The 25586-nt window shown below is 68.4% G+C and carries 22 protein-coding genes; 10 read left to right on the top strand and 12 right to left on the bottom strand.

Annotation, left to right across the window (positions count from 1 at the left end; translation table 11 throughout):
- Nucleotides 1-472: 472 nt before the first annotated feature.
- Nucleotides 473-2563, bottom strand: coding sequence for a chromosomal replication initiator protein DnaA (gene dnaA / locus AB0E85_RS04560; RefSeq protein WP_361922287.1), 2091 nt, complete (start codon nt 2561-2563; stop codon nt 473-475).
- A gap of 374 nt (nt 2564-2937) precedes the next feature.
- Between dnaA and rpmH the strand changes: the two genes are divergently transcribed.
- From rpmH to AB0E85_RS04515, 9 genes are all read left to right on the top strand, one after another.
- Entirely contained in the window at nt 2938-3075 is a 138-nt protein-coding gene (rpmH, locus tag AB0E85_RS04555) for a 50S ribosomal protein L34 (RefSeq protein ID WP_003956500.1), read from the top strand.
- 21 nt (nt 3076-3096) lie between these two features.
- Nucleotides 3097-3468, top strand: coding sequence for a ribonuclease P protein component (rnpA, locus tag AB0E85_RS04550; RefSeq protein WP_078625383.1), 372 nt, complete (start codon nt 3097-3099; stop codon nt 3466-3468).
- A complete protein-coding gene (gene yidD, locus AB0E85_RS04545; protein WP_361922285.1) occupies nt 3465-3839 on the top strand; it encodes a membrane protein insertion efficiency factor YidD in 375 nt (124 codons plus the stop codon). The genes rnpA and yidD overlap by 4 nt, the downstream gene beginning before the upstream one ends.
- Before the next feature lie 3 nt (nt 3840-3842).
- Nucleotides 3843-5129, top strand: a complete 1287-nt coding sequence (gene yidC, locus AB0E85_RS04540; RefSeq protein ID WP_361922283.1) for a membrane protein insertase YidC — start codon at nt 3843-3845, stop codon at nt 5127-5129.
- 15 nt (nt 5130-5144) lie between these two features.
- Nucleotides 5145-5657, top strand: coding sequence for a R3H domain-containing nucleic acid-binding protein (locus tag AB0E85_RS04535; RefSeq protein WP_033309900.1), 513 nt, complete (start codon nt 5145-5147; stop codon nt 5655-5657).
- A gap of 125 nt (nt 5658-5782) precedes the next feature.
- Nucleotides 5783-6499, top strand: a complete 717-nt coding sequence (rsmG, locus tag AB0E85_RS04530; RefSeq protein WP_033309899.1) for a 16S rRNA (guanine(527)-N(7))-methyltransferase RsmG — start codon at nt 5783-5785, stop codon at nt 6497-6499.
- Nucleotides 6500-6837: 338 nt separating this feature from the next.
- On the top strand, nt 6838-7914 hold the full coding sequence (locus tag AB0E85_RS04525; protein WP_078899128.1) for a ParA family protein: 1077 nt from the start codon (nt 6838-6840) through the stop codon (nt 7912-7914).
- On the top strand, nt 7911-9011 hold the full coding sequence (locus AB0E85_RS04520; RefSeq protein WP_361922280.1) for a ParB/RepB/Spo0J family partition protein: 1101 nt from the start codon (nt 7911-7913) through the stop codon (nt 9009-9011). The genes AB0E85_RS04525 and AB0E85_RS04520 overlap by 4 nt, the downstream gene beginning before the upstream one ends.
- Before the next feature lie 324 nt (nt 9012-9335).
- Complete coding sequence (locus AB0E85_RS04515; RefSeq protein ID WP_033309896.1) at nt 9336-9953, top strand: GNAT family N-acetyltransferase; 618 nt, start codon at nt 9336-9338, stop codon at nt 9951-9953.
- 89 nt (nt 9954-10042) lie between these two features.
- Here the strand turns inward: AB0E85_RS04515 and trxA are convergent, their stop codons facing one another.
- From trxA to AB0E85_RS04480, 7 genes are all read right to left on the bottom strand, one after another.
- A complete protein-coding gene (gene trxA, locus AB0E85_RS04510; RefSeq protein WP_030847066.1) occupies nt 10043-10375 on the bottom strand; it encodes a thioredoxin in 333 nt (110 codons plus the stop codon).
- Between the two features lie 45 nt (nt 10376-10420).
- Nucleotides 10421-11389 carry a thioredoxin-disulfide reductase gene (gene trxB, locus AB0E85_RS04505; RefSeq protein WP_359632973.1) on the bottom strand — a complete coding sequence of 323 codons (969 nt, stop codon included), beginning with the start codon at nt 11387-11389 and terminating at the stop codon, nt 10421-10423.
- Between the two features lie 165 nt (nt 11390-11554).
- The gene (locus tag AB0E85_RS04500) at nt 11555-12505 is read right to left on the bottom strand and encodes a hypothetical protein (RefSeq protein ID WP_361922277.1); all 951 of its coding nucleotides are present in this window, start codon (nt 12503-12505) and stop codon (nt 11555-11557) included.
- On the bottom strand, nt 12502-13224 hold the full coding sequence (sigM, locus tag AB0E85_RS04495) for an RNA polymerase sigma factor SigM (protein ID WP_361922275.1): 723 nt from the start codon (nt 13222-13224) through the stop codon (nt 12502-12504). Before sigM ends, AB0E85_RS04500 begins: the two co-directional genes overlap by 4 nt.
- 27 nt (nt 13225-13251) lie before the next feature.
- Nucleotides 13252-14949 (bottom strand): protein kinase family protein, encoded by a 1698-nt coding sequence (locus AB0E85_RS04490; protein WP_361922274.1) that lies wholly within the window; start codon nt 14947-14949, stop codon nt 13252-13254.
- Nucleotides 14950-15089: 140 nt separating this feature from the next.
- Entirely contained in the window at nt 15090-17384 is a 2295-nt protein-coding gene (gene murJ, locus AB0E85_RS04485) for a murein biosynthesis integral membrane protein MurJ (RefSeq protein WP_361922272.1), read from the bottom strand.
- Nucleotides 17385-17427: 43 nt separating this feature from the next.
- On the bottom strand, nt 17428-19833 hold the full coding sequence (locus AB0E85_RS04480; protein ID WP_361922270.1) for a DUF6049 family protein: 2406 nt from the start codon (nt 19831-19833) through the stop codon (nt 17428-17430).
- A gap of 267 nt (nt 19834-20100) precedes the next feature.
- Here AB0E85_RS04480 and AB0E85_RS04475 point away from each other — a divergent pair, with 267 nt between their 5' ends.
- Nucleotides 20101-21546 carry a CCA tRNA nucleotidyltransferase gene (locus tag AB0E85_RS04475; protein ID WP_361922268.1) on the top strand — a complete coding sequence of 482 codons (1446 nt, stop codon included), beginning with the start codon at nt 20101-20103 and terminating at the stop codon, nt 21544-21546.
- 117 nt (nt 21547-21663) lie between these two features.
- Here the strand turns inward: AB0E85_RS04475 and AB0E85_RS04470 are convergent, their stop codons facing one another.
- The 4 genes from AB0E85_RS04470 to AB0E85_RS04455 form a co-directional block, all read right to left on the bottom strand.
- The gene (locus AB0E85_RS04470; RefSeq protein ID WP_361922267.1) at nt 21664-22176 is read right to left on the bottom strand and encodes a hypothetical protein; all 513 of its coding nucleotides are present in this window, start codon (nt 22174-22176) and stop codon (nt 21664-21666) included.
- A gap of 123 nt (nt 22177-22299) precedes the next feature.
- Complete coding sequence (locus AB0E85_RS04465) at nt 22300-23562, bottom strand: MFS transporter (RefSeq protein WP_361922265.1); 1263 nt, start codon at nt 23560-23562, stop codon at nt 22300-22302.
- An 89-nt stretch (nt 23563-23651) separates the two neighbouring features.
- On the bottom strand, nt 23652-24734 hold the full coding sequence (locus tag AB0E85_RS04460) for an inositol-3-phosphate synthase (protein ID WP_361922263.1): 1083 nt from the start codon (nt 24732-24734) through the stop codon (nt 23652-23654).
- Between the two features lie 44 nt (nt 24735-24778).
- Nucleotides 24779-25462 carry a PadR family transcriptional regulator gene (locus AB0E85_RS04455; protein WP_361922261.1) on the bottom strand — a complete coding sequence of 228 codons (684 nt, stop codon included), beginning with the start codon at nt 25460-25462 and terminating at the stop codon, nt 24779-24781.
- Nucleotides 25463-25586: the final 124 nt, after the last annotated feature.

The raw sequence follows: 25586 nt of genomic DNA, 5'->3' as shown, positions 1-25586 counted from the left end.
GGACAACGCGGTGCACAGCCTGTGGATCATCTCGTTGTCCACAGTCTGTGGAGATCCTTCGTCCACGAATCCACAAGCAGCTGAGCTGGCCTGATGGTCTATCAACAGTGGCTGCTGTGGACACGATCTGGACAACTTCCCGGTCCCCAGGATGTGGACGGCAGAAAGTCCACGAATCTGTGGAGGGAGGCCGTAACCCGGCAGCTATTCGAACAGCGGGTTGCGATCTGGTGCCTGGGGATGGAGGCGGGACATCCGCACCAGTGGAGTTCGGAGGGGCTTGGAAGGGCTCGATGGCGGCTCGGGGAGGGGCTGGGGAGGGCTCGGGAGTCCGCAGGCAGGCGTTGCTGAGCCCGCCTGTTGGCAGCAGGCGCTTCTGTGCATGAACAGGAGCTCATGAACAGGCTTCTGTGCATGGAAAAGGGCACCCCTGAGGCTCAGGGGCGCCCTCAGCGGTGTACCGCTGTCGCCGTCAGCCGTTCTTGATGCGGTTGGTCAGCTCGGTGACCTGGTTGTAGATGGAGCGGCGCTCGGCCATCAGATTGCGGATCTTGCGGTCCGCGTGCATCACCGTGGTGTGGTCGCGGCCGCCGAACAGCGCGCCGATCTTCGGCAGCGACAGGTCCGTCAGCTCACGGCACAGGTACATGGCGATCTGCCGCGCGGTGACGAGGGCGCGGCCGCGCGAGGTGCCGCACAGGTCCTCGACGGTCAGCCCGAAGTAGTCCGCCGTCGCGCCCATGATCGCCGTCGAGGTGATCTCGGGCGCGGAATCGTCGCCGCCGGGGATGAGGTCCTTGAGGACGATCTCCGTCAGACCGAGGTCCACCGGCTGCCGGTTGAGCGACGCGAACGCCGTGACCCGGATCAGCGCGCCCTCCAGTTCGCGGATGTTGCGCGAGATCCGGGACGCGATGAACTCCAGCACCTCCGGCGGTGCGTTCAGCTGCTCCTGTACCGCCTTCTTGCGGAGGATCGCGATCCGTGTTTCCAGCTCGGGCGGCTGGACGTCCGTGATCAGGCCCCACTCGAAACGGTTCCGCAGCCGGTCCTCCAGCGTCACCAGCTGCTTCGGCGGCCGGTCGGAGGAGAGCACGATCTGCTTGTTGGCGTTGTGGAGCGTGTTGAAGGTGTGGAAGAACTCCTCCTGCGTCGACTCCTTGTCCGCCAGGAACTGGATGTCGTCGACGAGCAGGATGTCCATCTCGCGGTACCGCTTGCGGAAGCTGTCGCCCTTGCCGTCGCGGATGGAGTTGATGAACTCGTTGGTGAACTCCTCCGAGCTCACGTACCGCACCCGCGTGCCCGGGTAGAGGCTGCGCGCGTAGTGCCCGATCGCGTGCAGCAGGTGCGTCTTGCCGAGCCCGGACTCCCCGTAGATGAACAAGGGGTTGTACGCCTTCGCCGGTGCCTCGGCCACAGCGACCGCGGCCGCGTGGGCGAAGCGGTTGGAGGCGCCGATCACGAACGTGTCGAAGAGGTACTTCGGGTTCAGCCGCGCGGTGGGCTCCCCGGGGCCGGTCGCCGGCGCAGGCTGCGCGGCCAGGGGGCCGGGCGCCCCTGTCGTCGGCAGGTTCGGGCCGACCGGGCCGCCCCGGTGCACGTGCCCGGAGCCGGCCGGCGGCTCGGGCAGCTCCCGGCGCACCGGGTCGCGCTGGTCGTAGTCGGGGCGTGGCGCGTCGTAGTCGGAGCGCGGCTGCTCGTAGGAGGGGCGCTCCATGGGCTGCGGGCGGTAGTCCTGCGTGGCGGAGCCGTAGGAGTCCTGGGAGCCGTAGGAGTCCTGGGAACCGTAGGCGTCCTGTGCGGGTGACGCGTACGGGTCACGTTCGGGGAAGCCGAGGCGCTGCTGCTGCCAGCCGTACTCGTCCTGCTGCGGCGGCCGGGGCCAGCCGCCCGGCTCGGGGCGCTGGTACTCGGACGGGTATGCGGGACGGGCGGTGGGAAGTTGATCTGCGCGCGTAGGCGGGAGCTGGTCACCGGCCGTCCCGGGCAGTTGGTCGGCGCGGTGGCGGCCGTACCCCTCGTACCCGTCACGGTCCTGGCGGTCCTGGCGCTCTTGGCGGTCATAGGCGTCACGCTCGGGACGGTCGTAGCCGTCACGTTCCGGCCGGTCGTATCCGTCACGGTCCTGGCGGTCCTGGCGGTCATAGGCGTCACGCTCGGGACGGTCGTAGCCGTCGCGGTCGGAGCGGTCGTATCCGTCGCGGTCCTGGCGAGCGGCCGGGAGCTCGGGTTCCTCGTAGCGCGGCTGGGGGCGGGAGGGCGCCGGCGTGGCGGGGGGCTCGCCCGCGGAGTCATCGACGGTGATCGCGATCCGGATCGGGCGGCCGCACTCGCGGCTCAGTGTCTCGCTGACGATCGGCGCCAGCCGGCCCTCCAGGACGCCCTTGGCGAATTCGTTCGGCACGGCGAGCAGGGCGGTGTCCGCGACCAGCGCGAGCGGCTGGCAGCGCCGGATCCAGTGCTCGTCCTTCCCTTCGACCCCCTGGCCGCGGCCCTCCCCGAGGAGCTGCTCCAATACGCGTGGCCACACTGCGGCAAGATCGGCAGGTACGTCAGCCACAGGGCACGCTCTCTCACAGGTCCCACGAACGTGTGGTTCTGGGACGGCTCGGGATGTAAATCGGGTGGGGCAGGGATAAGGGAACGAATCGGAGTTCCGTCACGGTAGTCAGGGCGGCCGGTAGGGTTCAAGTTGTTGTCCCCAGCCTGTGGACAAGTGTCTCCCGACGACTCCTGGTTTGACCGGATGGCGTAGCCGCGCGTACCGTAACCAGGTCGAGTTGTCGATGGCTGCTGCCGCCTGCCTCCGATGGGCACAGATCATTTGGGTGATCGGTCAGCGGTGCACTCGGGCGTAACTGCGAGCTACTCGTGGGCGCACGGTGACAGCCAGGACGGCACCCCGCAACCACCGATTCTTTCTGGAGCCCCCGAGTGAGCAAGCGCACCTTCCAGCCGAACAACCGTCGTCGCGCGAAGACCCACGGCTTCCGGCTGCGTATGCGCACCCGTGCCGGCCGCGCGATTCTCGCGTCCCGCCGTAGCAAGGGTCGCGCCCGTCTGTCCGCCTGATTCCGATCAGGTCATGACGTCGTGCTGCCCACCGAGAACCGGCTGAGGCGGCGCGAGGACTTCGCGACCGCGGTACGGCGAGGCCGTCGGGCAGGACGCCCGCACCTCGTCGTCCACCTTCGAAGCGGTGCCACGGACCCGCATGCGCCTGGGGAGAGCGCTCCCCCGACGCGTGCGGGTTTCGTCGTGAGCAAAGCGGTGGGTGGCGCGGTCGTGCGCAACAAAGTGAAGCGCAGGCTTCGCCACCTGATGCGCGAGCGAGTCGCCCAGCTGCCCCCCGGTAGCCTGGTAGTCGTACGAGCGCTGCCCGGATCGGGCGACGCCGACCATGCACAGCTGGCCCGAGACCTGGATGCCGCTCTCCAGCGGTTGCTGGGAGGGGGCGCGCGATGAAGTACCCGCTGCTGGCTCTGATCAAGCTCTACCAGTGGACGATCAGTCCGCTGCTCGGGCCAGTCTGCAAGTACTACCCGTCGTGCTCCCACTACGGCTTCACGGCCATCGACCGGCATGGTGCCATCAAGGGAACGGCACTCACGGCATGGCGCATCCTGCGGTGCAATCCGTGGTCGCTGGGCGGTGTGGATCATGTCCCGCCGCGCAAGCGTCCGCGGTGGCACGAAATGCTGCGTAACGCGTGGCGCGCACGCAAGGGCGGGCCCTCCGCCGCCGGACCGGCCACCGAGGGACAGACTTCTCCCACAAGTCCGTCGAGTCCTTCGAGCCCGGCCGCAGAGACACCGTCCCATGCCCAAGGAGCATGATTAGTGGACACGATTGCCAGCCTCTTCAGCTTCATCACCACACCCGTCTCCTGGGTCATCGTCCAGTTCCACACGGTGTACGGCGCCATCTTCGGCCCTGATACCGGGTGGGCCTGGGGCCTGTCGATCGTGTCCCTGGTGATCCTGATCCGTATCTGCCTGATCCCGCTCTTCGTGAAGCAGATCAAGGCCACGCGGGCGATGCAGACGCTCCAGCCCGAGATGAAGAAGATCCAGGAGCGCTACAAGAACGACAAGCAGCGTCAGTCCGAAGAGATGATGAAGCTGTACAAGGAGACGGGTACCAACCCGCTCTCCTCGTGCCTTCCCATCCTGGCGCAGTCCCCGTTCTTCTTCGCCCTGTACCACGTGCTCAACAGCATCGCCTCGAACGACACCATCGGTGTGATCAACGAGAACCTGCTGCAGAGCGCGCAGAAGGCACACATCGTCGGTGCGCCCCTGGCGGTGAAGTTCACCGACAGCTCGTCGAAGGTGGAAGCGCTCGGTGCCTCGCTCACCGATGTGCGTGTGGTCACCGCCGTCATGATCGTCCTGATGTCGGCGTCGCAGTTCTTCACCCAGCGCCAGCTGATGACGAAGAACGTCGACACCACGGTGAAGACGCCGTTCATGCAGCAGCAGAAGATGCTGATGTACGTCTTCCCCGTCATGTTCGCCGTCTTCGGCATCAACTTCCCCGTCGGTGTCCTCGTCTACTGGCTGACCACCAACGTGTGGACCATGGGTCAGCAGATGTACGTCATCCGCAACAACCCGACCCCGGGTTCCAAGGCCCAGGCCGAGTACCTGGAGCGCCTGACCAAGCACGTCACGCAGCACAACAAGGTCGGCAAGCGCCGCGACCGGGCCATCGTCAAGGCCATCGTCGCCAAGGGCCGCGACCGCAACGAGTTCGAGCGCAAGTTCATCAACGGCCTGAGCAAGGCCAACCTCGCCGCCCAGGCCGACGGCACCGTGATCAAGAGCGACACGGCGGCCGCGGTTGAGGCCGAGGACGGTACGCCGACCACCGCCACCGGTGCCCCGAAGCGTCAGCAGCCGAAGCGGCAGAGCAAGTCGCAGCGTCAGCACGGCGCCGCCGGTGCCAAGGCGGCGGGTGAGAACGAGCCGAAGACGTCGCTGACGAAGTCCGACGAGCCCGAGGACGCCAAGCCCGCCGGCGCTGCCAAGAAGGGCGGCGCGAAGCCCGCCGGTGGTACCCGCAGCAAGGCCCAGTCCGGACAGCGCAAGGGTCCCCAGCGGCCCAAGTCCCCGTCCAAGAAGTAAGAAGGAGTCCATCCCGTGACGGAAGGCACCACCTCCGCCGCTGCCGAGGGTGCAGACACCCTGACTCGCCTGGAGCAGGAAGGCGAGATCGCGGCGGACTACCTGGAGGGTCTGCTCGACATCGCCGACCTCGACGGTGATATCGACATGGACGTCGAGGCCGACCGTGCCTCCGTCTCGATCATCAGCGACGCGGGCGGCCGTGATCTGCAGAAGCTGGTCGGCCGTGACGGCGAGGTGCTGGAGGCGCTCCAGGAGCTCACTCGTCTGGCCGTGCACCGGGAGACCGGTGACCGCAGCCGCCTGATGCTGGACATCGCCGGCTACCGGGCGCAGAAGCGCTCGGAGCTGTCGGAGCTGGGCGCCAAGGCTGCCGCGGAGGCCAAGAGCAGCGGTGAGGCCGTCAAGCTGAAGCCGATGACGCCCTTCGAGCGCAAGGTCGTGCACGACGCGGTCAAGGCCGCGGGTCTGCGCAGCGAGTCCGAGGGCGAGGAGCCGCAGCGCTTCGTCGTCGTGCTGCCCGCCTGATCGGCCCCTACGTTCTCCGGCCCCGTCTGTTGCGCAGGCGGGGCCGAACTTTGTCAGCCTGATAGTTCTGGTGGTTCTGGTGTCGGCGCCGGGTGCGCTGACGCGGTACGGAAGGACGGTCCCCCGTGACGGAGGCAGCGGAGCTTCCCCCCGCGCCCGAGCAGGCTCGCGAGGTGTTCGGTGATCGCTTCGCGGATGCGGTGCGGTATGCCGAGCTGCTCGCCGAGGCGGGCGTGAAGCGTGGTCTCATCGGCCCGCGGGAGGTGCCCCGCCTGTGGGAGCGGCACCTGCTGAACTGCGCGGTGCTCTCGGAGGTCGTGCCCGACGGAGTCACGGTGTGCGATGTCGGCTCCGGGGCCGGTCTTCCCGGCATTCCGCTGGCGCTGGTCCGCACCGACCTGAAGATCACGCTCCTGGAGCCGCTGTTGCGGCGCACCAACTTCCTCACTGAAGTCGTGGAGCTGCTCGGCCTTGACCATGTGACCGTCATGCGCGGCCGGGCCGAAGAGGTCATGGGGAAGATTCAACCGGTCCACGTGGTGACGGCCCGGGCCGTGGCGCCGCTCGACCGGCTCGCCACCTGGGGTATCCCGCTGCTGAGGCCGTACGGGGAGATGCTCGCGCTCAAGGGTGACACCGCGGAAGAGGAGCTGAAGAGCGCGTCGACCGCGCTCAGCAAGCTGGGCGCGGTGGAGACCTCCATCCTGCATGTGGGTGAGGGCGTGGTGGATCCCATGTCCACCGTCGTGCGGGTCGAGGTCGGGGAGAGCCCCGGCGGTGTGCGCTTCGCCGCGAAGCGTGCCAAGGCGGCTCGCACAGGGCGGACGCGCCGACGGCGTTGAGGCGGTCCGTCTCTCGGGCGCTATCCGGCTGCCGTCACTGATCCGAGGCGAGGGGTCACCTGACGGGTGCTGATCCGTCCTGACGACGAGACGTACTCCACACAAGCTGCCAAACCCATGCAAGCCGGAGTGTCGCGAGGGTCCGGCCTCGGCTGCTGTGCATCGTGTTTCACGTGAAACGTCGCTCACTGCTGCACGGCATCATCAGTCGTGGCCGCGCCGCGGCCGAACCCCGCGACCGCAAGCCTCTAGGTTCACTCGATGAGGGACCTGAGGTGTCCACAGAGGTGGATTTCTCCACAGAACGACAGGCCTCACTGGTTCACGACCCCGAAGACATGGGAGGCTCTGTTCATTGCGAGCCTGAAGTCGAGGAGAGTGAATCCTTGCGGTCCGACGCCAACATCGCGGGACCGATGACCGATCCGGTCCCCGGTCCCCGTACCGAGTCGATGGGGGCGGATGTTTCACGTGAAACACCGCCTCCGATGGACGACACTCCCATCGGTCGTGCTGCCCAACTGGCGGTGGAGGCTCTGGGTCGTGCCGGCGAGGGTCTGCCACGGCCCGAGCAGACCCGAATCATGGTGGTCGCCAACCAGAAGGGTGGCGTGGGCAAGACGACGACGACCGTCAACCTTGCCGCTTCCCTGGCGCTGCACGGTGGTCGGGTCCTGGTGGTCGACCTCGACCCGCAGGGCAATGCGTCCACGGCGCTGGGTATCGACCACCACGCCGAAGTCCCTTCCATCTATGACGTGTTGGTCGACAGCAGGCCGCTCTCCGAGGTGGTCCAGCCGGTCCCCGACGTCGAGGGCCTCTTCTGTGCTCCCGCTACGATCGATCTCGCCGGTGCGGAGATCGAGCTGGTGTCCCTGGTGGCACGGGAGAGCAGGCTTCAGCGGGCGATCCAGGCATACGAGCAGCCGTTGGATTACATCCTCATCGACTGCCCGCCCTCCCTCGGTCTTCTGACGGTCAATGCGCTGGTGGCCGGCCAGGAAGTTCTGATCCCCATTCAGTGCGAGTACTACGCGCTGGAAGGCCTCGGGCAGCTTCTACGCAACGTCGACTTGGTGCGGGGGCACCTCAACCCCGCCCTGCATGTGTCGACCATCCTGCTCACCATGTACGACGGCCGGACGCGGCTCGCGTCCCAGGTCGCGGAAGAGGTGCGCACCCACTTCGGTGACGAGGTGCTGCGGACGAGCATCCCCCGCTCTGTCCGTATCTCGGAGGCGCCGAGTTACGGGCAGACGGTACTGACCTACGATCCTGGATCGAGTGGTGCCCTCTCCTACCTTGAGGCGGCACGAGAGATCGCGCTGAAGGGTGTCGGCATCAGCTATGACGCGACGCACGCCCATATCGGCGTACAGCAGAACGACCCGAGCATGGTGGAGGGCATTCAGTGAGCGAGCGACGAAGGGGGCTGGGCCGTGGTCTCGGCGCACTGATCCCTGCTGCGCCGACGGAGAAGTCGGTGGCTCAGGCTGCGGCGGGGAACGCTGCTTCCTCATCCCCTGCGGCAGTGCCGGTCCTGCCGAACGATCGTGGGGTGGCCGCGGCGAAGGTGGCGACTCTGCCGACGGTTTCACGTGAAACAGAGGAGCCGGTGCAGCCGGTTGCTCCCGCCACGCCTCCGGCGCCCATCGGTGCGCACTTCGCCGAGATCCCGCTCGACTCCATCACGCCGAACCCGCGCCAGCCGCGTGAGGTCTTCGACGAGGACGCGCTGCACGAGCTCATCACCTCCATCAAGGAAGTGGGGCTCCTCCAGCCGGTCGTTGTACGGCAAGTGGGTCCTGCCCGCTACGAGCTCATCATGGGTGAGCGTCGGTGGCGCGCCTGCCGTGAGGCGGGGCTGGAGGCGATCCCGGCGATCGTGCGGGCCACGGAGGACGAGAAGCTCCTTCTGGACGCTCTGCTGGAGAACCTGCACCGCGCCCAGCTGAACCCCCTGGAAGAGGCAGCGGCCTATGACCAGCTGCTGAGGGACTTCAGTTGTACGCACGACCAGCTGGCGGACCGCATCGGCCGGTCCCGGCCGCAGGTCTCCAACACCCTGCGTCTGCTGAAGCTCTCGCCGGCCGTGCAGCGCCGGGTCGCCGCCGGGGTGCTCTCCGCGGGCCACGCCCGAGCACTGATCTCCGTCGAGGACTCGGAGGAGCAGGACCGGCTGGCCCACCGCATCGTGGCCGAGGGCCTGTCGGTGCGAGCCGTCGAAGAGATCGTGACCCTGATGGGATCGCGGCCACAGAAGGCTCAGAAGCCCAAGGGTCCGCGTGCCGGCGCCCGGGTCTCTCCTGCACTGTCCGATCTCGCCACGCGGTTGTCCGACCGCTTCGAGACCCGCGTGAAGGTCGACCTGGGGCAGAAGAAGGGCAAGATCACCGTCGAGTTCGCCTCGATGGAGGATCTTGAGCGGATCCTCGGCTCGCTCGCTCCTGGCGAGGGGCCGGTCCTTCAGAAGAGTCTTCTGGAGGGTGACTCCGCGGAGAGCGAGTCCTGAGCCTCCGGCAAGGAGTACCTGCTGTGCAGGAGGCAGAGCGGGCCGTGTCCGGTGTGTGCCGGAACGTGGCCCGCTCTTTCCTTTCTGGCGGTATCGATGGAATCGCATCGTGGATACGATGCGTTCGGGTACGGCGCAGCCACTTGGCAGCACCTCTGAGAGGGAGGCAGGGGCCATGCGAACCATGAGCCGCACCGGACTGGTGAGCACCGGTTTGGGGCTGGGAGCGGTCGGTGGGTTCATCGGCAGTCTCCTCAGGGAACGGAGCGCTCTGACAGCCGCCCGCGATGCGGCGGCGGGCGAAGGAAGCGAGGATCAGCCTTCATGGGCCGCCGGCTCGTACCGCTCACGCTGGACAACCTTCAAGACCTGCCCAAGCGTTGTCGCTCGTGCGTCTTCTGGGAACTCGACCCAGTCAGCGGTGAGGCCGCGGTAAAGGCAGGCACGGCGGCTTCGGAGAAGGAAGCCTGGATCTCGGCGGTTCTGTTGGACTGGGGGTCCTGCGGGCGGGTCGTGTATGTCGACGACGTGCCGGTGGGCTTCGTGCTCTACGCCCCGCCTGCCTATGTCCCCCGCTCTACAGCGTTTCCCACGAGCCCCGTCTCGCCTGATGCGGTGCAGCTGATCACCGCGTTCATCGTGCCGGGTTACCAAGGTCAGGGACTGGGCCGGGTGATGGTGCAGACGGTCGCCAAGGATCTGCTGCGGCGCGGGTTCAAGGCGATCGAGGCCTTCGGTGATGCCCGCTGGAAGGAACCTGCTTGTGTGCTTCCCGCCGATCATCTTCTGGCGGTCGGCTTCAAGACGGTCCGCCAGCACCCCGCCCATCCCCGGCTGAGGCTGGAACTGAGGTCGACGCTCTCCTGGAAGGAAGACGTCGAGATGGCGCTGGACCGGCTGCTGGGTGCCGTGCAGAAGGAGCCGGCCCTCCGGCCCCTGTAGAGCAACCAAACGAATGGGCCAACCCGGCAGGGTTGGCCCATTCGTGTTTCACGTGAAACATGCACCGTGGGTGCGACGGTGCTGCCGATTCACTCGGCGATGAACTCCTCAAGGTCGCGAACGATCGCGGCCTTCGGCTTCGCGCCCACGATGGTCTTGGCGACCTCGCCACCCTGGTAGACGTTCAGGGTCGGGATGGACATGACGCCGTACTTGGCGGCCGTACCCGGGTTCTCGTCGATGTTCAGCTTGACGATCTCGATCTTGTCGCCGTACTCGGAGGCGATGGCCTCGAGGGACGGCGCGATCTGGCGGCAAGGGCCGCACCAGGCGGCCCAGAAGTCCACCAGAACAGGCTTGTCGCTCTTCAGGACGTCCTGCTCGAAGGAGTCGTCGGTCACGTTCTTCAGGGTGCCGGCCACGGAGGGCTCCTTAACTGGTTGGTGCGTGGGGCGGGTAGGGAGAGGTCAGACAGAGGTCTTCTCGGGCTCGGGCTGCTCCTCGTCCGCCAGGGCGGCGAGGTAGCGCTCGGCGTCGAGAGCTGCGGAGCAGCCGGTCCCGGCCGCGGTGATCGCCTGACGGTAGGTGTGGTCGACCACGTCGCCGGCGGCGAAGACGCCGGTCAGGTTCGTGCGCGTCGACGGCGCTTCCACCTTCAGGTAGCCCTCTTCGTCCAGGTCGAGCTGTCCCTTGAAGAGCTCGGTGCGCGGGTCGTGGCCGATGGCGATGAACAGCCCGGTCACCGGCAGGTCCGAGATCTCACCGGTCTTGAGGTTGCGCAGCTTCAGGCCCGAGAGCTTCGGGTCGCCCTGGATCTCGGCGACCTCGCTGTCCCACACGAAGTTGATCTTCGGGTCGGCAAAGGCGCGCTCCTGCATGGCCTTGGAGGCGCGCAGGGTGTCGCGGCGGTGGACGACGGTCACGGACTTGGCGAACCGAGAGAGGAAGGTGGCCTCCTCCATCGCGGTGTCGCCACCACCGATCACGGCGATGTCCTGGTCCTTGAAGAAGAACCCGTCACAGGTGGCGCACCAGGACACGCCACGGCCGGAGAGCGCGTCCTCGTTCGGCAGTCCCAGCTTTCGGTGCTGCGAGCCGGTGGTGACGATGACAGCCTTGGCCTGGTGGACGGTGCCGGCCGTGTCCGTGACGGTCTTGATCTCACCGCTCAGGTCCACGGCCACGATGTCGTCCGGGACGAGTTCGGCTCCGAAGCGCTCCGCCTGGGCGCGCATGTTGTCCATGAGATCAGGGCCCATGATGCCGTCCCGGAAGCCCGGGAAGTTCTCGACGTCCGTGGTGTTCATGAGCGCGCCACCGGCGGTGACGGCTCCCTCGAACACCAGCGGCTTCAGCGACGCGCGCGCGGTGTAGAGCGCCGCCGTGTAGCCGGCGGGCCCGGAGCCGATGATGATCACGTTACGGACGTCGCTCACGGCTTGATTCCTCGTCTCTGGACTGCGTCGTTCGACCGGTGGGAGCGTCTTCAGACCTCTCACCCCACCCAACGGATCCTAAGGGGCGCGCATTCCCACTGTGTCCGGGCACACGGAGATACGGCACCAAGCGGTGACCCCGGAGGGCGAAAGACGAGCGCTCGCTCAGACGGAGGGGTAGGTGCGCTTCAAGAGGACTTCGCCGGTGGCAGTGGACGCCGCCTGCTCCACACACGTCGCGTCGACGATGTAGGCGGTGACCCGGGTGGCGTCGGAAGCATCGGGAAGCAGTACGAGCATGGCCTTCTTCCCTTGGTAGACGCCGTTCTCTGTGGCCAGTGCCGGATCGTCGCGCCCGATGCCGTCGCGAACGCAGCCGGGCACCACGGGTTCCCTGGAGAACTTGGGCTGATTGGTGCCGGGGGCCGTCGCCGCGCCGTAGGGGGTGCGGGAGCTGCCGCCCTTGGTCTTGTCATGGGCCAGGAGGTCGGTGACCTGCTTCTGGAGCTTTCCCTCGGAGAAGGTGTCCGAGGCGGTGGTCTGCCGTCCGCCTGCCGACTCATGAGGGGGCTTGTTGTCACCGAGGGATGACAGCAGGACGGAACCCAGCCCCAGGGCGGCCACCGTGAAGGCGGTCCCCAGGACGGCGACCCTGCGGCGCCCGATGCGGGTGCGGTTCTTGCGGCCAGGGCCGGTGGTGGAGGAGCGGGGGCGGCCGGCGGGTCGGTCGGCAGGCCGGTCAGTAGGTGTCGATGTTTCACGTGAAACATGCGCCCCGCTATCGTCCCCGGACGAGGCACCGGCGGCGCCGGGAACGGGAGCATTCTCCGGCTCCGGACTCTCCTCGGATTCCGGACCGCCGGCGTTCAGCAGGGCCTCGGCGGCGAGAGCGGCATCGATGCGGCCCACGACATCGGCGGGCATTCGCGGCGGTCCCGGCAGCGTGCCGAGCATCCCGCGGATCTCCTCCAGGGAGGCATACACATCCGCGCAGAGCTCGCACTCGTCCAGGTGGCGGCGCAGCTCGGTGGTCCGGGCCGGCGGGAGGAGTCCCTCGGCGAGGTCGGAGATCTCCGCGACGTCCGGGTGCCCGGCCATGTCTGTCGTCGACGTCACGCTCGTCCACCTCCGCCCTTCACAGCAGCTGAGTCGGTCGGTCCTGTGTCCGGGGGCGCCGCCTGCGGCCCCGCTGCGGGTGGGACGGCTGTCCCCTGCGTCCGGTTCCGTTCTCCGCCCGGGTTCTTGCCCTCGCCGCCACTGTCCGTCCGCAGGTGGGTGAGCAGCGGCAGGAGTCTGGCCCGTCCGCGGGCGCATCTGCTTTTCACCGTGCCGGTGGGCACATCGAGAATGCGGGCCGCCTCCGCGACCGGGTAGCCCTGCATGTCCACCAGGACGAGCGCGGCACGCTGGTCCGTCGGAAGGGTTCCCAGGGCTTCGATGAGCTGCCGGTGAAGATCGTTGCGCTCGGCGGGGGCCGAGGCCGACTCGTGCGGCTCCAGCAGCTGCTCCAGGCGCTCGGTGTTGTCCACGGGGGAGGTCTTCCGGGACGCCGCTTTGCGGGCACGGTCCAGGCAGGCGTTCACCGTGATCCTGTGCAGCCACGTCGTGACGGCCGACTGGCCCCGGAAGGTGTGGGCGGCCCGATAGGCGGACACGAGGGCGTCCTGCACGGCGTCAGCGGCCTCCTCGCGGTCGCCGAGCGTCCGCAGGGCGACGGCCCAGAGCCGGTCGCGATGCCGGCGCACGATCTCACCGAAGGCATCGGGGTCGCCTTCGACGTGGCGGGCGAGCAGATCCTGATCGCTCACTCCGTCACATCCGGTGCCGTCTGCCATCGGCCTCCTTCCTCGAGGCAGATGCCGTCAGCTGGTCACCTTGATGTCCGCCACCCTGCCGCGCCACTTGCCGTCGTCGGCCTGTATGGGCAGCTTCGTCAGCCACACCAGGAGATACCGGCTCTTGAGCGACTTGTCAGGCTTGAGCTGGACGGTCGTTCCCGAACCTTGGGCGACCTTGGAGTAGGCGTCGAGGGACGTCGGCTCCGAGCCCGCGTCAGGGCTCGCGCTCCGAAGCTCGACGGAGGTGTCCCCCACGAAGGTGACGGTAACCTTCCCTACCTGCTGGGTCTTACCGAGGTCGAGGATGATGCCGACGCCCGACTTCAGCCGGCCGAAGTCCGCGCTCAGGTAGAAGTCCGTCTGCCAATAGGTGGCCGTGCTGTTGTCGTAGACCTTCCCTATGTCCGACGGCTTCTCCGACTGATCCCCGAGAGGATCGAAGTCGCGGGCACCGCTGATGGCGATGGGCTTGCCGCCCGACGGCTTCTTCGGGCTCTTGTCGTTCCCGTCGTTCGTCTGCGTCTGGCCCGGGTCGTCGTTCTTGCCGCCCTGGTCCATCAGCGCGTCCGCGAGCTGCCAGCTGCCGAGGCCCAGAGCGGCGATCAGGAGTGCGGAGACGGCCCACTTCAGGGCCTTGCCCGTGCGGCTCTGGAGCGGGGGCGGCGGAGACGTGATCGGCTGGGTGACACCGGGGTGCGGGCCCTGACGGCCGTAGGTGCCCTGCTGATACGTCGTGCGCTGGTACTCGGGCGGGGCCGTGAACGCCGGCTCCGGCGGGCGGATGCGGGGCATCTCGCCAATCGCTTTCACCAACTCCTCCGGCGTGGTGCACGGCGACTCGTGCCGGGAGGCGGTGGCACCGTCGTTGGCGAGCGCGCGCATCGAGAGCTCGGACAGACCGCGATGCACGCCGGCCCGCACCTGGTCGGGTGCGATCAGGCCGATGTCCTTCGGCAGGCCCGACAGACCGTAGGCGTCGCTCTCGTAGGGCCAGCGCTGCGTGAGCGCCGCGTACAGCAGGGCGCCGATGGCCTCGGTGTCGGTGCGCTGCGGAGTGTCGGACGCGACGCCGCGCAGCGCGGCGTTCACGGCGAGGCCGCGGATGCGCCACTGCCCGGTCGAGGCACGCAGTACGGCGTTGGGGTTCAGCCGCAGATGGGCGAGACCTTCACGGTGGGCCGCGGCCATGGCGGAGGAGACCTGACTGACCATCTGGTAGGCGTCGTAGGGCTCCAGGGGCCCGGAGGCGAGGAGCGTGGTCAGCTCCGTCGCGTCGGGAAGCCACTCGTGGACGACGTAGACGACGTCGTTCTCCTCCACCGCGTCCAGCACCTGGACGAAGCGAGGGTCACCCAGGAGGGCGGAGGAGCGGGCGGCTGCCAGGACGGAGCGGGCTCGCGAGTGGTCGGCGGGCAGGATGTGCACGCCGACGGCCCGGCGGAGCTTCTCGTCCACGGCACGCCAACTGCTGAAACCGTCCAGACGGGTGACGCACTCCTCGAGGCGGTAGCGTCTGGCCAGTTTGTGACCACTGTGCAGTTCAGGCGGCGAGGGCGTTCCGGCACCGTCGGTCCGGGTGCTCTCCTGTACCTCGTCGCTGTCCGTGTCCCGCTCCCGGTTCTTGGCCACCCCGTCGGCCGTGGACTGGTCCGCCTGTGCGGTCAGCGACGTGTCGTCGCTGTTGTCTGCCACGTCGACGGCAGCCGTACTCCGTTCCGCCACCGTCGTTCCTGCCTCCCCATCCATTGCGCGCCGGCCGGCATCCCTTGCGCGCCGCCCGAAGCCGAAACCAATTGTGCCCACAGTCCGCCGCTATGCACGACACGCGGTGGCTGACGATGGTTGTGCGCCTACCCCCCGACTCAGCGTCCCAGGCGTCCGCGGACCATGCCGACCAGCGAGTTGAGTTCCTCGATGCGCATGCGGCGGGCGGCGACGAAGAAGATCCCGAGCAGCACGGCGCCGCCTGCCAGGACCGCGGCGAGCGAGCCCGCGGGGCCTTGGCCGAGCGAATGTCCGATGCCGTAGCAGGCTGCTCCGCTGAGCAGGGCGGCCGGGACCGACGCGATACACAGCCGGGCGTAAGTCCGCAGGACGCGGGCGCCGTCGAGGTCCCCGCCGAGGCGCTTGCGCAACCGGCGCCAGGCGACGCCGACGCCGATCGCGTAGGCAAGGCCGTACGAAGCGGCCATGCCGACCACGGCCCAGCGGGACGGGATGACGAAGTAGCAGATCGCCGAGGCGCCCGCGTTGACAGCGGCCACGATGACCGTGTTGTAGAAGGGAGTTCGGGTGTCCTCGTAGGCGTAGAAGGCACGCAGGACCACGTACTGCACGGAGTACGGGATCAGGCCGAGCCCGAACGCCATCAGCATGAAGCCCATGTTGGTGGCCTCGCTGGTGCCGGACGAGCCGAACATCAGCGTGCACATCGGGATGCCGAGGGAGAGGAACCCGAACGCGATCGGCACGATCGCTACCGCCGTGGTGCGCAGGCCCTGGGAGATGTCGTCACGGACGGCGCCCCCGTCGCCCTCGGCCGCCGAGCGTGACAGGCGCGGCAGCAGGGCGGCCATGAGGGAGACCGTGATGATGGCCTGCGGAAGACCCCAGATCAGCTGGGCGTTGGCGTAGGCGGCGAAGCCGGTGCCGTCGACCGGGGAGGCCTTGCCCGCGGCGGTGGACAGCTGGATGACGATCATGGCGCCCGCCTGGTTGGCGAGGACGAACAGGACCGTCCACTTGGCCAGTGTGATGGCCTTGCCAAGGCCCTGGCCCTTCCAGTCGAAGCGCAGCCGCAGCCGGAAACCGGTCTCGCGCAGGTAGGGGATCATCGCCAGCGCCTGGACCACGAGGCCGAGCAGGACGCCGATGCCCAGCAGGCGCTGGCCCTCCGGCGGGATGGTCGCGGCCTTCATCCCGGAGGTGGCCGCGGTGCCGTAGACGTAGATGAACATGCCCAGCGTCACGATGATGACGATGTTGTTCAGGACCGGGGTCCACATCATCGCGCCGAACTTGCCGCGGGCGTTGAGGATCTGGCCCATCACCACGTGGATGCCCATGAAGAAGATCGTGGGCAGGAAGTACTGGGCGAAGGTGACGGCGACCTGGTTGGCGGCCGGGTCGCTGGCCACCGGGTCGGACAGCACGCGGATCAGGAGCGGCGCGCCGAGGACAGTGAGGGCGGTGAGTGCGCCGAGCGTGACGATGACCAGGGTGAGCAGGCGGTTGGCGTAGGCCTCGCCGCCGTCGTCGTCCTCCTTCATGGCACGCACGAGCTGCGGCACGAAGACAGAGTTGAGACCACCGCCGACGGTGAGGATGTAGATCATCGTCGGCAGCTGGTAGGCGACCTGGAAGGTGTCACCGAGGAGGCCCACGCCCAGAGCGGAGACGATCAGCGCCGAGCGGATGAAGCCGGTGAGGCGGGAGACCATCGTGCCCGCCGCCATCACGGCGCTGGACCTCATCAGGCCTGCGGCGCGGCCGCCCTTCTTCGGGGCGGCCGATGCGGCGGGCTCGGGGGCCGGCGCCTCCTCCACGACAGACGGTGCCGCCGCCGTCTGGCCGGGCGCCGCGTACTGGTCCTGCGGTGCGTACGGGCCCTGTGCCATCGGTCCGGGAGCCGGGGACGGTCCGGGCACCGAAGGTGTCTCGTACGACGGGTGGCCGCTGCTCTGCTGCTGGTCGCGGAAGAGATGCGCGAACGCGTCCGGCTCCTGGCGCGGCTCGCCCGCCTGGGATACGAGGTCGTCCACGCCCACGAACTGGGTGGTGCGGGGGTCGTCGCCGTACGGCAGGTGCCGCGTGGGGCCCTCCGGCTCCGGCGCGGGGGTCTGCGCCCACACCTGCGGGTCGGGCGCGTACGGCGACTGCGGCGGCTGGCCGTACATCTGCTGCTGCGGCCCGTATGTGCCGGGAGCGGGCGGTGGGTGCGCGGCGCGGTCGTACAGTGCCTCGCCGACGGGGTCCTGAGCGGAGAGGTCCTGGGCCCGGTAGGGGTCCTGGCCGTAGGCGTCCTGGAGATAGATGTCCGCGGGCGGCTGCGGCGGCACCTGGCCGTGCTCGGGCGGTGAACCCTCGGGCCCGCCCGCTTCGGGGTAGCCCGGGTTGCCCGCGGCACGGCCGCGGTCACCGTCGTACGGCGCGTTCATGGTTACCCCACCTCATCGTCCCGGGCCCACCGGCCACGACTTCTCAACGGTCCACTCTCTCACCCGTGCCGGACGGGTCGGCGCTTTCCGCTGCGGTGTCCGGGGCCGGGTCACTCGGCTGCTCCGGGCCGTCCGCCTTGGATCCGGCCGCCGTCTCCTGCTCAAGACGTGCGCCGGAGGCCTCCGGGTTCTGCGGGGCGTCGGCCTGGCTCTGCGGGCCGTCGGTCTCGTCGTCCGCCTCGGCCGCGTCGTCCTCGGCGGCCTCGCGGGCGACTGCGCGCTTGCGCTGGGTGTACATCCGGAAGCCCGCGAGGACCAGGAGCAGGACGCCACCGCCGATGACCAGCATCACCGTGGGTGTGACCTCGGTGACCCTCACGTCGAAGGTGACCGGGTCGCCGTACCTCTGGCCGTCCTCCGTGTACAACTGGGCGACGACCTTCGCCTGGCCGTTGGCGTTGGCCGACGTGGTGAACTTCACCGACTGGGCGTGGCCGCCGTTGACCGTGACGCGCTGCTCCTCGTAGGCGTCTCCGCCGATCTTGAGTCGCGTGGGGTTCTGCGAGGTGAGCCGCAGTTGCAGGTGCTCGACGCCCTGGACGAGGTTGTTCTGGACGGTCACGGGGATCGTGGCGCTGCGGCCGGAGAGCTTGGTCTCCGACTTCTGGATCAGCTTGACCCCGTCGATGAGCCCGTTGAGGTAGGACTCGATGCCATCGCGGTATCCGACCGCCGCGACACCCCGGCCACGCCACGACGTGGACATCTCACGGTTCATGGCCCGCCCGAAGGGGGTCACCACCCGGGACTGGCGGGTGAGAATCACCTTGAACTTGTCGAGCTTGCGCTGGGTCCTGGCGATCTGCTCGAAGGCAGCCCGGGGCAGCTCCTGCTTGCGCAGCGAGGAGGGGTATGCGGAGGCCGGCGGCACCTTCGTGTTGGCAGCGGGGTCCGGCTTGGCCTTGGCGGCGGCCGTGAGGTCCTGCGAATCGGACCAGTTCCCGCCCTGGAGGGCCGCCAGCGCCTCGGCCATGGCCTGTGCCTGGCTCACGGACGGCATGCGCTGCGGGGCGACGACGATGCTGCGCTGCTTGCCGGTCTGCAGGCCGAGCGTGAGGCTCTGGGCCAGGAAGCGCTGCACGGCGAGCGTGGAGGCGGAGGCCTTGGTGAGGTTGCCCTGGAATGCCGTGGACATCCTGGAGTCCGCGACGACCGCCGTCGTGCCGCCACCGATGGGCCGGGCCGCGGAGGGCGTGTACGAGAGGTTGTCCTGGAGGCTGTCGCTGCGGGTGATCACTTTGTCGGCGCCAGCGGATGTGGCGACCTTCACGATCGACGGGTCGACCGCGCCGTCCACCGGCCAGACGAAGTCCGTGGACGGTTTCACGTGGAGGATCGTGTCCACCGTCTCGTCGGCGGCGTCGGTGGCTTCCTTGAGGTGGTTCAGCGAGCCGGTGACGTTCGTGCCGTTGTGGGCGAGGGAGGCCAGGTCGGGGTCGCCGAAGGGCAGGGCGGCCACCTCTTCGCCGGTGACCGCCTGCTGGAGCTCGGCCAGCCAGTTCTTGGCGATCTCCTGGTTCTTGCCGGGTGTGGTGCCGCCGTCCCCGTCGCGGACCTCGTAGCTCCCCGTCATCGCGTCGACGGAGGCGAGCAGGTCCGGGTCGACCACCCACGTGACGTCGAGGCCCTTGCCCAGCGACACCATCTGGTCGAGGCGGCCGCCCGGGGCGATCTCCTCGGCGAGCTCGTCGTCGCGGAACACCGGCGTCTGCTGCTCGTTCGACCCGGTCTCGGCTGCCATGTGAGCGCTGGAGATCAACGGCCACAGGAAGGTGGTCTTGGTCTTCGTGCCCGCATCCTCCGGCTGCCACGGCAGGAACGTGCGCTGGATGCCGAGAACCTGGTCCCAGGGCTGCGCCGAGGTCTTACCGGAGAGCGCGACGGCCAGCTGGTAGACGCCGTCGTCTCCGAGGTCGAGCTTGTCGGCCGGCACCGAGATGCTGAAGGGTTCCGCGACACCGGGGATGAGCGCGGGGAACTTCTCGGTGTACTTGCCGCCGACCTTCTCGCCCGAGGGTCCCTGGAGGTCGTCGCTCTTCTTGGCGAGGGTGTCGATCGCCGAGCGGGTCTCGAGTGGGGGGCCTACTTGCAGGTCGACGTGGGCGCCGGTGACCGGCTGCTTGCCGTTGTTGGTCACCGTGCCCGACACGGTGACCGTGTCCCCCTCGGAGGGGGCGCTGGGGCTGAGCGAGTCGACCGCGACCGATACGGAACCCGCGCTGGAGGCAACCTGCGCAGCCTCCTGTCCGGCCGCGTCCGCCGGCGTCGCGGCGGGCAACTGGAGGAGTCCGGCCAGCAGGGGCGCGCCGGCGAGCAGAGCTCCGGTGCGCCGCAGCCAGCGGCGGGCAGGTGAGGCACCGGTCCCCTGGAAGTCTGCCGCCTCGGCCACGCGCTCGTCCGTCCCTCGTCGTCGTCAGTGGTCGTCGGAATGTGCGTCCACGCATGGTAACGATGCGCGCTGAGGGGAAGTGCCGCGGTCCGCTCCACAAGATCGCGGGCGGCCACCCGTGCTGTCCGGTATGCGGCGCTATGAGGAAGAGAGGTTCGTTACGGCCCTGGAGCTTGGCTTGTGAGCCTATAACGGACGTGTCCCCATGCTTGTGCATGCGGAATAGGAGGAGCCCGCGTCGGCCTGGGCCACGTACCCTCTTCTGTTGTGCCGAACGCCAACGAAGAAACGTCCAGTGCCCTGAGCCAGGTGCAGCACCGTGCCGTGAGTGAACTGCTGCGGGTCGCTCCTGTCGCCGACGACCTCGCCCGCCGCTTTGAGGAGGCCGGGTTCTCACTCGCCCTCGTCGGCGGCTCGGTACGGGACGCGCTGCTGGGGCGGCTCGGCAATGACCTGGACTTCACGACGGACGCCCGTCCCGAGGACGTCCTCAAGATCGTGCGTCCGTGGGCGGACTCCGTCTGGGAGGTGGGGATCGCGTTCGGCACGGTGGGTGCCCACAAGGGCGGTTACCAGATCGAGGTGACCACCTACCGCTCGGAGGCCTACGACCGCACTTCGCGCAAGCCCGAGGTGTCGTACGGCGACTCCATCGAGCAGGATCTCGTCCGCCGTGACTTCACGGTGAACGCCATGGCCGTGGCGCTGCCGGAGAAGGAGTTCGTCGACCCGCACGGCGGGCTGGAGGATCTCGCAGCCCGTGTGCTGCGCACGCCCGGCACCCCGGAGGAGTCGTTCTCCGACGACCCGCTGCGGATGATGAGGGCCGCGCGCTTCGCGGCTCAGCTCGATTTCGAGGTCGCCCCCGAGGTCGTCACGGCGATGACGGAGATGGCCGAGCGCATCGAGATCGTCTCGGCCGAGCGGGTGCGGGACGAGCTGAACAAGCTGATCCTCTCCCAGCAGCCGCGCAAGGGGCTGACGCTGCTCGTCGAGACGGGCCTCGCCGAACGAGTTGTGCCCGAGTTGCCGGCCCTGCGCCTGGAGCGTGACGAGCACCACCGCCACAAGGACGTCTACGACCACTCGCTGATCGTCCTGGAGCAGGCGATGGCGCTGGAGGAGGACGGCCCCGACCTCACCCTCCGCCTGGCCGCTCTTCTGCACGACATCGGCAAGCCACGCACGCGCCGGTTCGAGAAGGACGGCCGGGTCTCGTTCCACCACCACGAAGTGGTCGGGGCCAAGATGACCAAGAAGCGCATGACGGCTCTGAAGTACTCCAACGAGCTGGTGAAGGACGTCTCTCGTCTGGTCGAACTCCACCTGCGTTTCCACGGCTACGGCACAGGCGAGTGGACGGACTCGGCGGTCCGCCGTTACGTCCGTGACGCCGGCCCGCTCCTCGACCGTCTCCACAAGCTGACCCGCTCGGACTGCACCACCCGCAACAAGCGCAAAGCGGCCGCTCTGTCGCGTGCGTACGACGGGCTGGAGGAGCGGATCGCCAAGCTGGAGGAGCAAGAGGAGCTGGACTCGATCCGCCCGGACCTCGACGGCAACCAGATCATGGAGATCCTCGGTGTCGGTCCCGGCCCGGTCATCGGCCGTGCCTACCAGCACATGCTGGAGCTGCGCCTGGAGAACGGGCCGATGGAGCAGGACGCTGCGGTGGCCGCGCTCAAGGAGTGGTGGGCCGAGCAGGGGAGCTGAGGCTGTGAAACGGGGTCATGTTTCACGTGAAACATGACCCCGTGGAAACAGGCGGCCCGCTGGAGACGGACCGAGGGGCGGTGTTTCACGTGAAACACCGCCCCTCCTCGTGTCTGCCTACTTCTTGTAGTCCTTCAGGCAGAGAAGGAAGTCCTTGCCGTCACCGCTCTCGGTGTACGTGTACTGGAAGTCCTTGGCTTCGGCTTCGCACTTGCTGGAGGCCAGCGTCTGCGTGAGGTACGAGCCCTCGATCTTGGCCAGCACCTTGAACTGGGCCTTGGCATCCTCGCACGCGACGACTTCGAGGTCCGGGTTGTTGTCGCTGGTGCTGCCGCGGTGCATGCAGTCGCCGACAGCGGCCGTGTTGGCGTCGTCCCGGCTGGCTATGTAGCCGCCGATGGCCACACTCGCCACAGCGATGACGATGACGATGTTCTTGATCGTCTTGAAGCTGAGCTTGCGGCCGGACGGCTGCGGGGGGACCGGAGCGTACGGACCGGCGCCCTGGGGCGGGAAGCCGGGCTGTCCGGGCTGCTGCGGGTAACCGCCCTGGGGCGGGAACGGAGCCTGGGGTGCAGCCGCAGGCTGGCCCTGCGCGAACGGATTGCCCTGCGGCGGCGGAGTGGTCACTTGGGGGTCCCCCTAGAACATGGTGAGTGACGCGAACATGTCGCGAGATAAGACCCACGTAAGGTAGCGGTCCCCACTGACAACGCAGTAGCCGGAAATGGCTCTGTGTCATTGATGTGACACTTACTGACGGCCAAACCGGGCCATAGTCACAGCTACTGCCGCGTAGGTAACGGCGATCGTGATCACCAGGGGCACGGATCGGCCGTCCGGAGGCAGCATCAGGGCGGCCACGGCGGCCGCGCCGACGAAGGAAGCGTTGAAGAGGACGTCGTAGACCGAGAAGATCCGGCCACGGAAGCCGTCCTCGACGGAGGACTGGACGACGGTGTCCGTGGCGATCTTCGCGCCCTGGGTGGTCAGCCCCAGGACGAAGGCCGCGGCCAGCAGCGGGGCGGTGGCGAACGGCAGCCCGAGAGCGGGCTCCAGCAGTGCCGCTGCGCCGGCGCACACGACGATCCAGCGGCCGGGCCCGAGCCGCCCCGCAGCCCAGGGCGTCACCACGGCCGCCGCGAAGAATCCGGCGCCCGAGACGCCCAACGCCAAGCCCAGCAGGGCGAGTCCGTCGTCCGTGGTCGAGGTGAGGGCGTACCGGCACAGCATCAGCAGCATGACCAGCAGGGCGCCGTAGCAGAACCGCATCAACGACATCGCCACGAGCGCCCAGGCAGCCTCCCTGCGCTGCGGAGCGGCCAGGTGGCGTACGCCTGCCGCCAGATCACGGGCGGTGTCCGTGAGAGCCGTTCCGATCCGCTCGCGCGCCAAGGGCCGGTCCGGTCCGAGGAGTTCTCGCGCCATGCTCAGCGATGCCAGGGCGGCGCACAGATACAGCCCCGCTCCCACGAGCACGACAGCGGCGTCCGAGTCCGCCACCACCAGGCGCACGACGAAGGCGAGGCCGCCGCCCGCGGTCGCCGCCAGCGTTCCGGCTGTCGGGGAGAGGGAGTTGGCGATGACCAGGCGGTCGGCGTCGACGACGCGCGGCAGGGCGGCGGACAGGCCCGACAGGACGAAGCGGTTGACCGCGGTGACGCACAGCGCCGAGACATAGAAGAGCCAGTCCGGAGCCGGGCTGAGGATCAGCAGGGCCGTCGCGAAGGCCAGGAGGGCGCGCAACAGGCTGCCGAACAGCAGCACCTGCCGGCGCCGCCAGCGATCCAGCAGGACACCGGCGAAGGGGCCGACGAGGGAGTACGGGAGCAGCAGCACCGCCATCGCGGAGGCGACCGCGGCCGCCGAGGTCTGCTTCTCCGGGGAGAAGACCACGTACGCGGCGAGCGCGACCTGGTAGACGCCGTCGGCACCCTGGGAGAGCAGGCGCACGGCGAGCAGGCGCCGGAAGCCCTGGAAGCGCAGGAGGACGCGCAGGTCACGGACGACGGCCATGCGGCACAGCCTCACATATGGGGAGGGTCCCCGGGTCGTACGACCCGGGGACCCTCACAGCCCTGGCAGGAGCGACTGGTTGCGGCGCGTCAGCGCTCGACCTCACCCTTGATGAACTTCTCGACGTTCTCGCGGGCCTCGTCGTCGAAGTACTGCACGGGCGGGGACTTCATGAAGTAGCTCGACGCCGACAGGATCGGGCCGCCGATGCCGCGGTCCTTGGCGATCTTCGCGGCGCGCAGGGCGTCGATGATGACGCCGGCGGAGTTCGGGGAGTCCCAGACCTCGAGCTTGTACTCCAGGTTCAGCGGGACGTCGCCGAACGCACGGCCCTCGAGGCGGACGTAGGCCCACTTGCGGTCGTCCAGCCAGGCGACGTAGTCGGACGGGCCGATGTGGACGTTGCCCTCGCCCAGCTCGCGGTCGCGGATCTGGGAGGTGACGGCCTGCGTCTTGGAGATCTTCTTCGACTCGAGGCGGTCGCGCTCGAGCATGTTCTTGAAGTCCATGTTCCCGCCGACGTTCAGCTGCATCGTGCGGTCCAGGATGACGCCCCGGTCCTCGAACAGCTTCGCCATCACGCGGTGCGTGATGGTGGCGCCCACCTGGGACTTGATGTCGTCGCCGACGATCGGGACGCCCGCCTCGGTGAACTTGTCCGCCCATTCCTTGGTGCCGGCGATGAAGACCGGAAGGGCGTTGACGAAGGCGACCTTGGCGTCGATGGCGCACTGGGCGTAGAACTTCGCCGCGTCCTCGGAGCCGACGGGCAGGTAGCAGACGAGGACGTCGACCTGCTGGTCCTTGAGGGTCTGGACGACGTCGACCGGCTCCTCGGCGGACTCCTCGATGGTCTCGCGGTAGTACTTGCCGAGGCCGTCGAGGGTGTGGCCGCGCTGGACCGTCACACCGGTGCTGGGCACGTCGCAGATCTTGATGGTGTTGTTCTCGGAGGCGCCGATGGCGTCCGCCAGGTCGAGGCCGACCTTCTTGGCGTCCACGTCGAAGGCGGCGACGAACTCGACGTCGCTGACGTGGTAGTCGCCGAACTGGACGTGCATCAGGCCCGGCACCTTGGACGCCGGGTCGGCGTCCTTGTAGTACTCGACTCCCTGTACCAGCGATGCGGCGCAGTTGCCCACACCGACGATGGCTACGCGAACCGAACCCATTCCGGTTGCTCCCTGTGTGTACGAGTGAGGCCCTGAGTGGGCTCTCACGTGGCGGTGTCGTCGGGCGAATCCGGCCGGGGGTCGCCCCCCGGCCGGGGCAGGTCGCCCGACGCTCCAGATGTGGTGTCACGCGAAACGGGCTCCCCGGTGGCCGGACCCTTGAGGTCCCGCCCCGCCCGCTCGCTCTCGATGAGCTCGTTCAGCCAGCGCACCTCGCGCTCCACGGACTCCATCCCGTGGCGCTGGAGCTCGAGCGTGTAGTCGTCGAGGCGCTCCCGGGTGCGGGCCAGGGAAGCGCTCATCTTCTCGAGCCGCTCCTCCAGCCGGCTGCGACGGCCCTCCAGTACGCGCATGCGGACATCGCGTGAGGTTTGCCCGAAGAAGGCGAAACGGGCTGCGAAGGTTTCGTCCTCGTACGCGTCGGGCCCGGTCTGCGAGAGCAGCTGCTCGAAGTGCTCCTTACCCTCCGCCGTCAACCGGTAGACGATCTTGGCGCGACGCCCGGCGAGGGGGGCGGCGAGGGCGTCCTCGGTGGTGTTCCCCGTTTCCTCGATCAACCAGCCGTTGGCGACCAGCGTCTTGAGGCAGGGGTAGAGCGTCCCGTAGCTGAACGCACGGAAGACGCCCAGTGATGTGTTGAGCCGTTTGCGCAGCTCATAGCCGTGCATCGGAGATTCGCGGAGCAGGCCGAGTACGGCGAACTCGAGGATCCCGGAACGCCGGCTCATCGTCGCCTCCTCTCGCCGCGGTGCGCATGTATCAGTCCGATGTGTCGGGCCGATGTGTCGAGCTGATGTATCGACTCGATACATCACGACGATAGAACGGCCTTCCGGATGCGACAAGAGGGGG

The sequence above is a fragment of the Streptomyces sp. NPDC029044 genome (assembly GCF_040637495.1).
Taxonomy (GTDB): domain Bacteria; phylum Actinomycetota; class Actinomycetes; order Streptomycetales; family Streptomycetaceae; genus Streptomyces.
The sequence above is the reverse complement of the archived record's forward strand: the minus strand, read 5'-3'. Positions and strand labels throughout refer to the sequence as shown.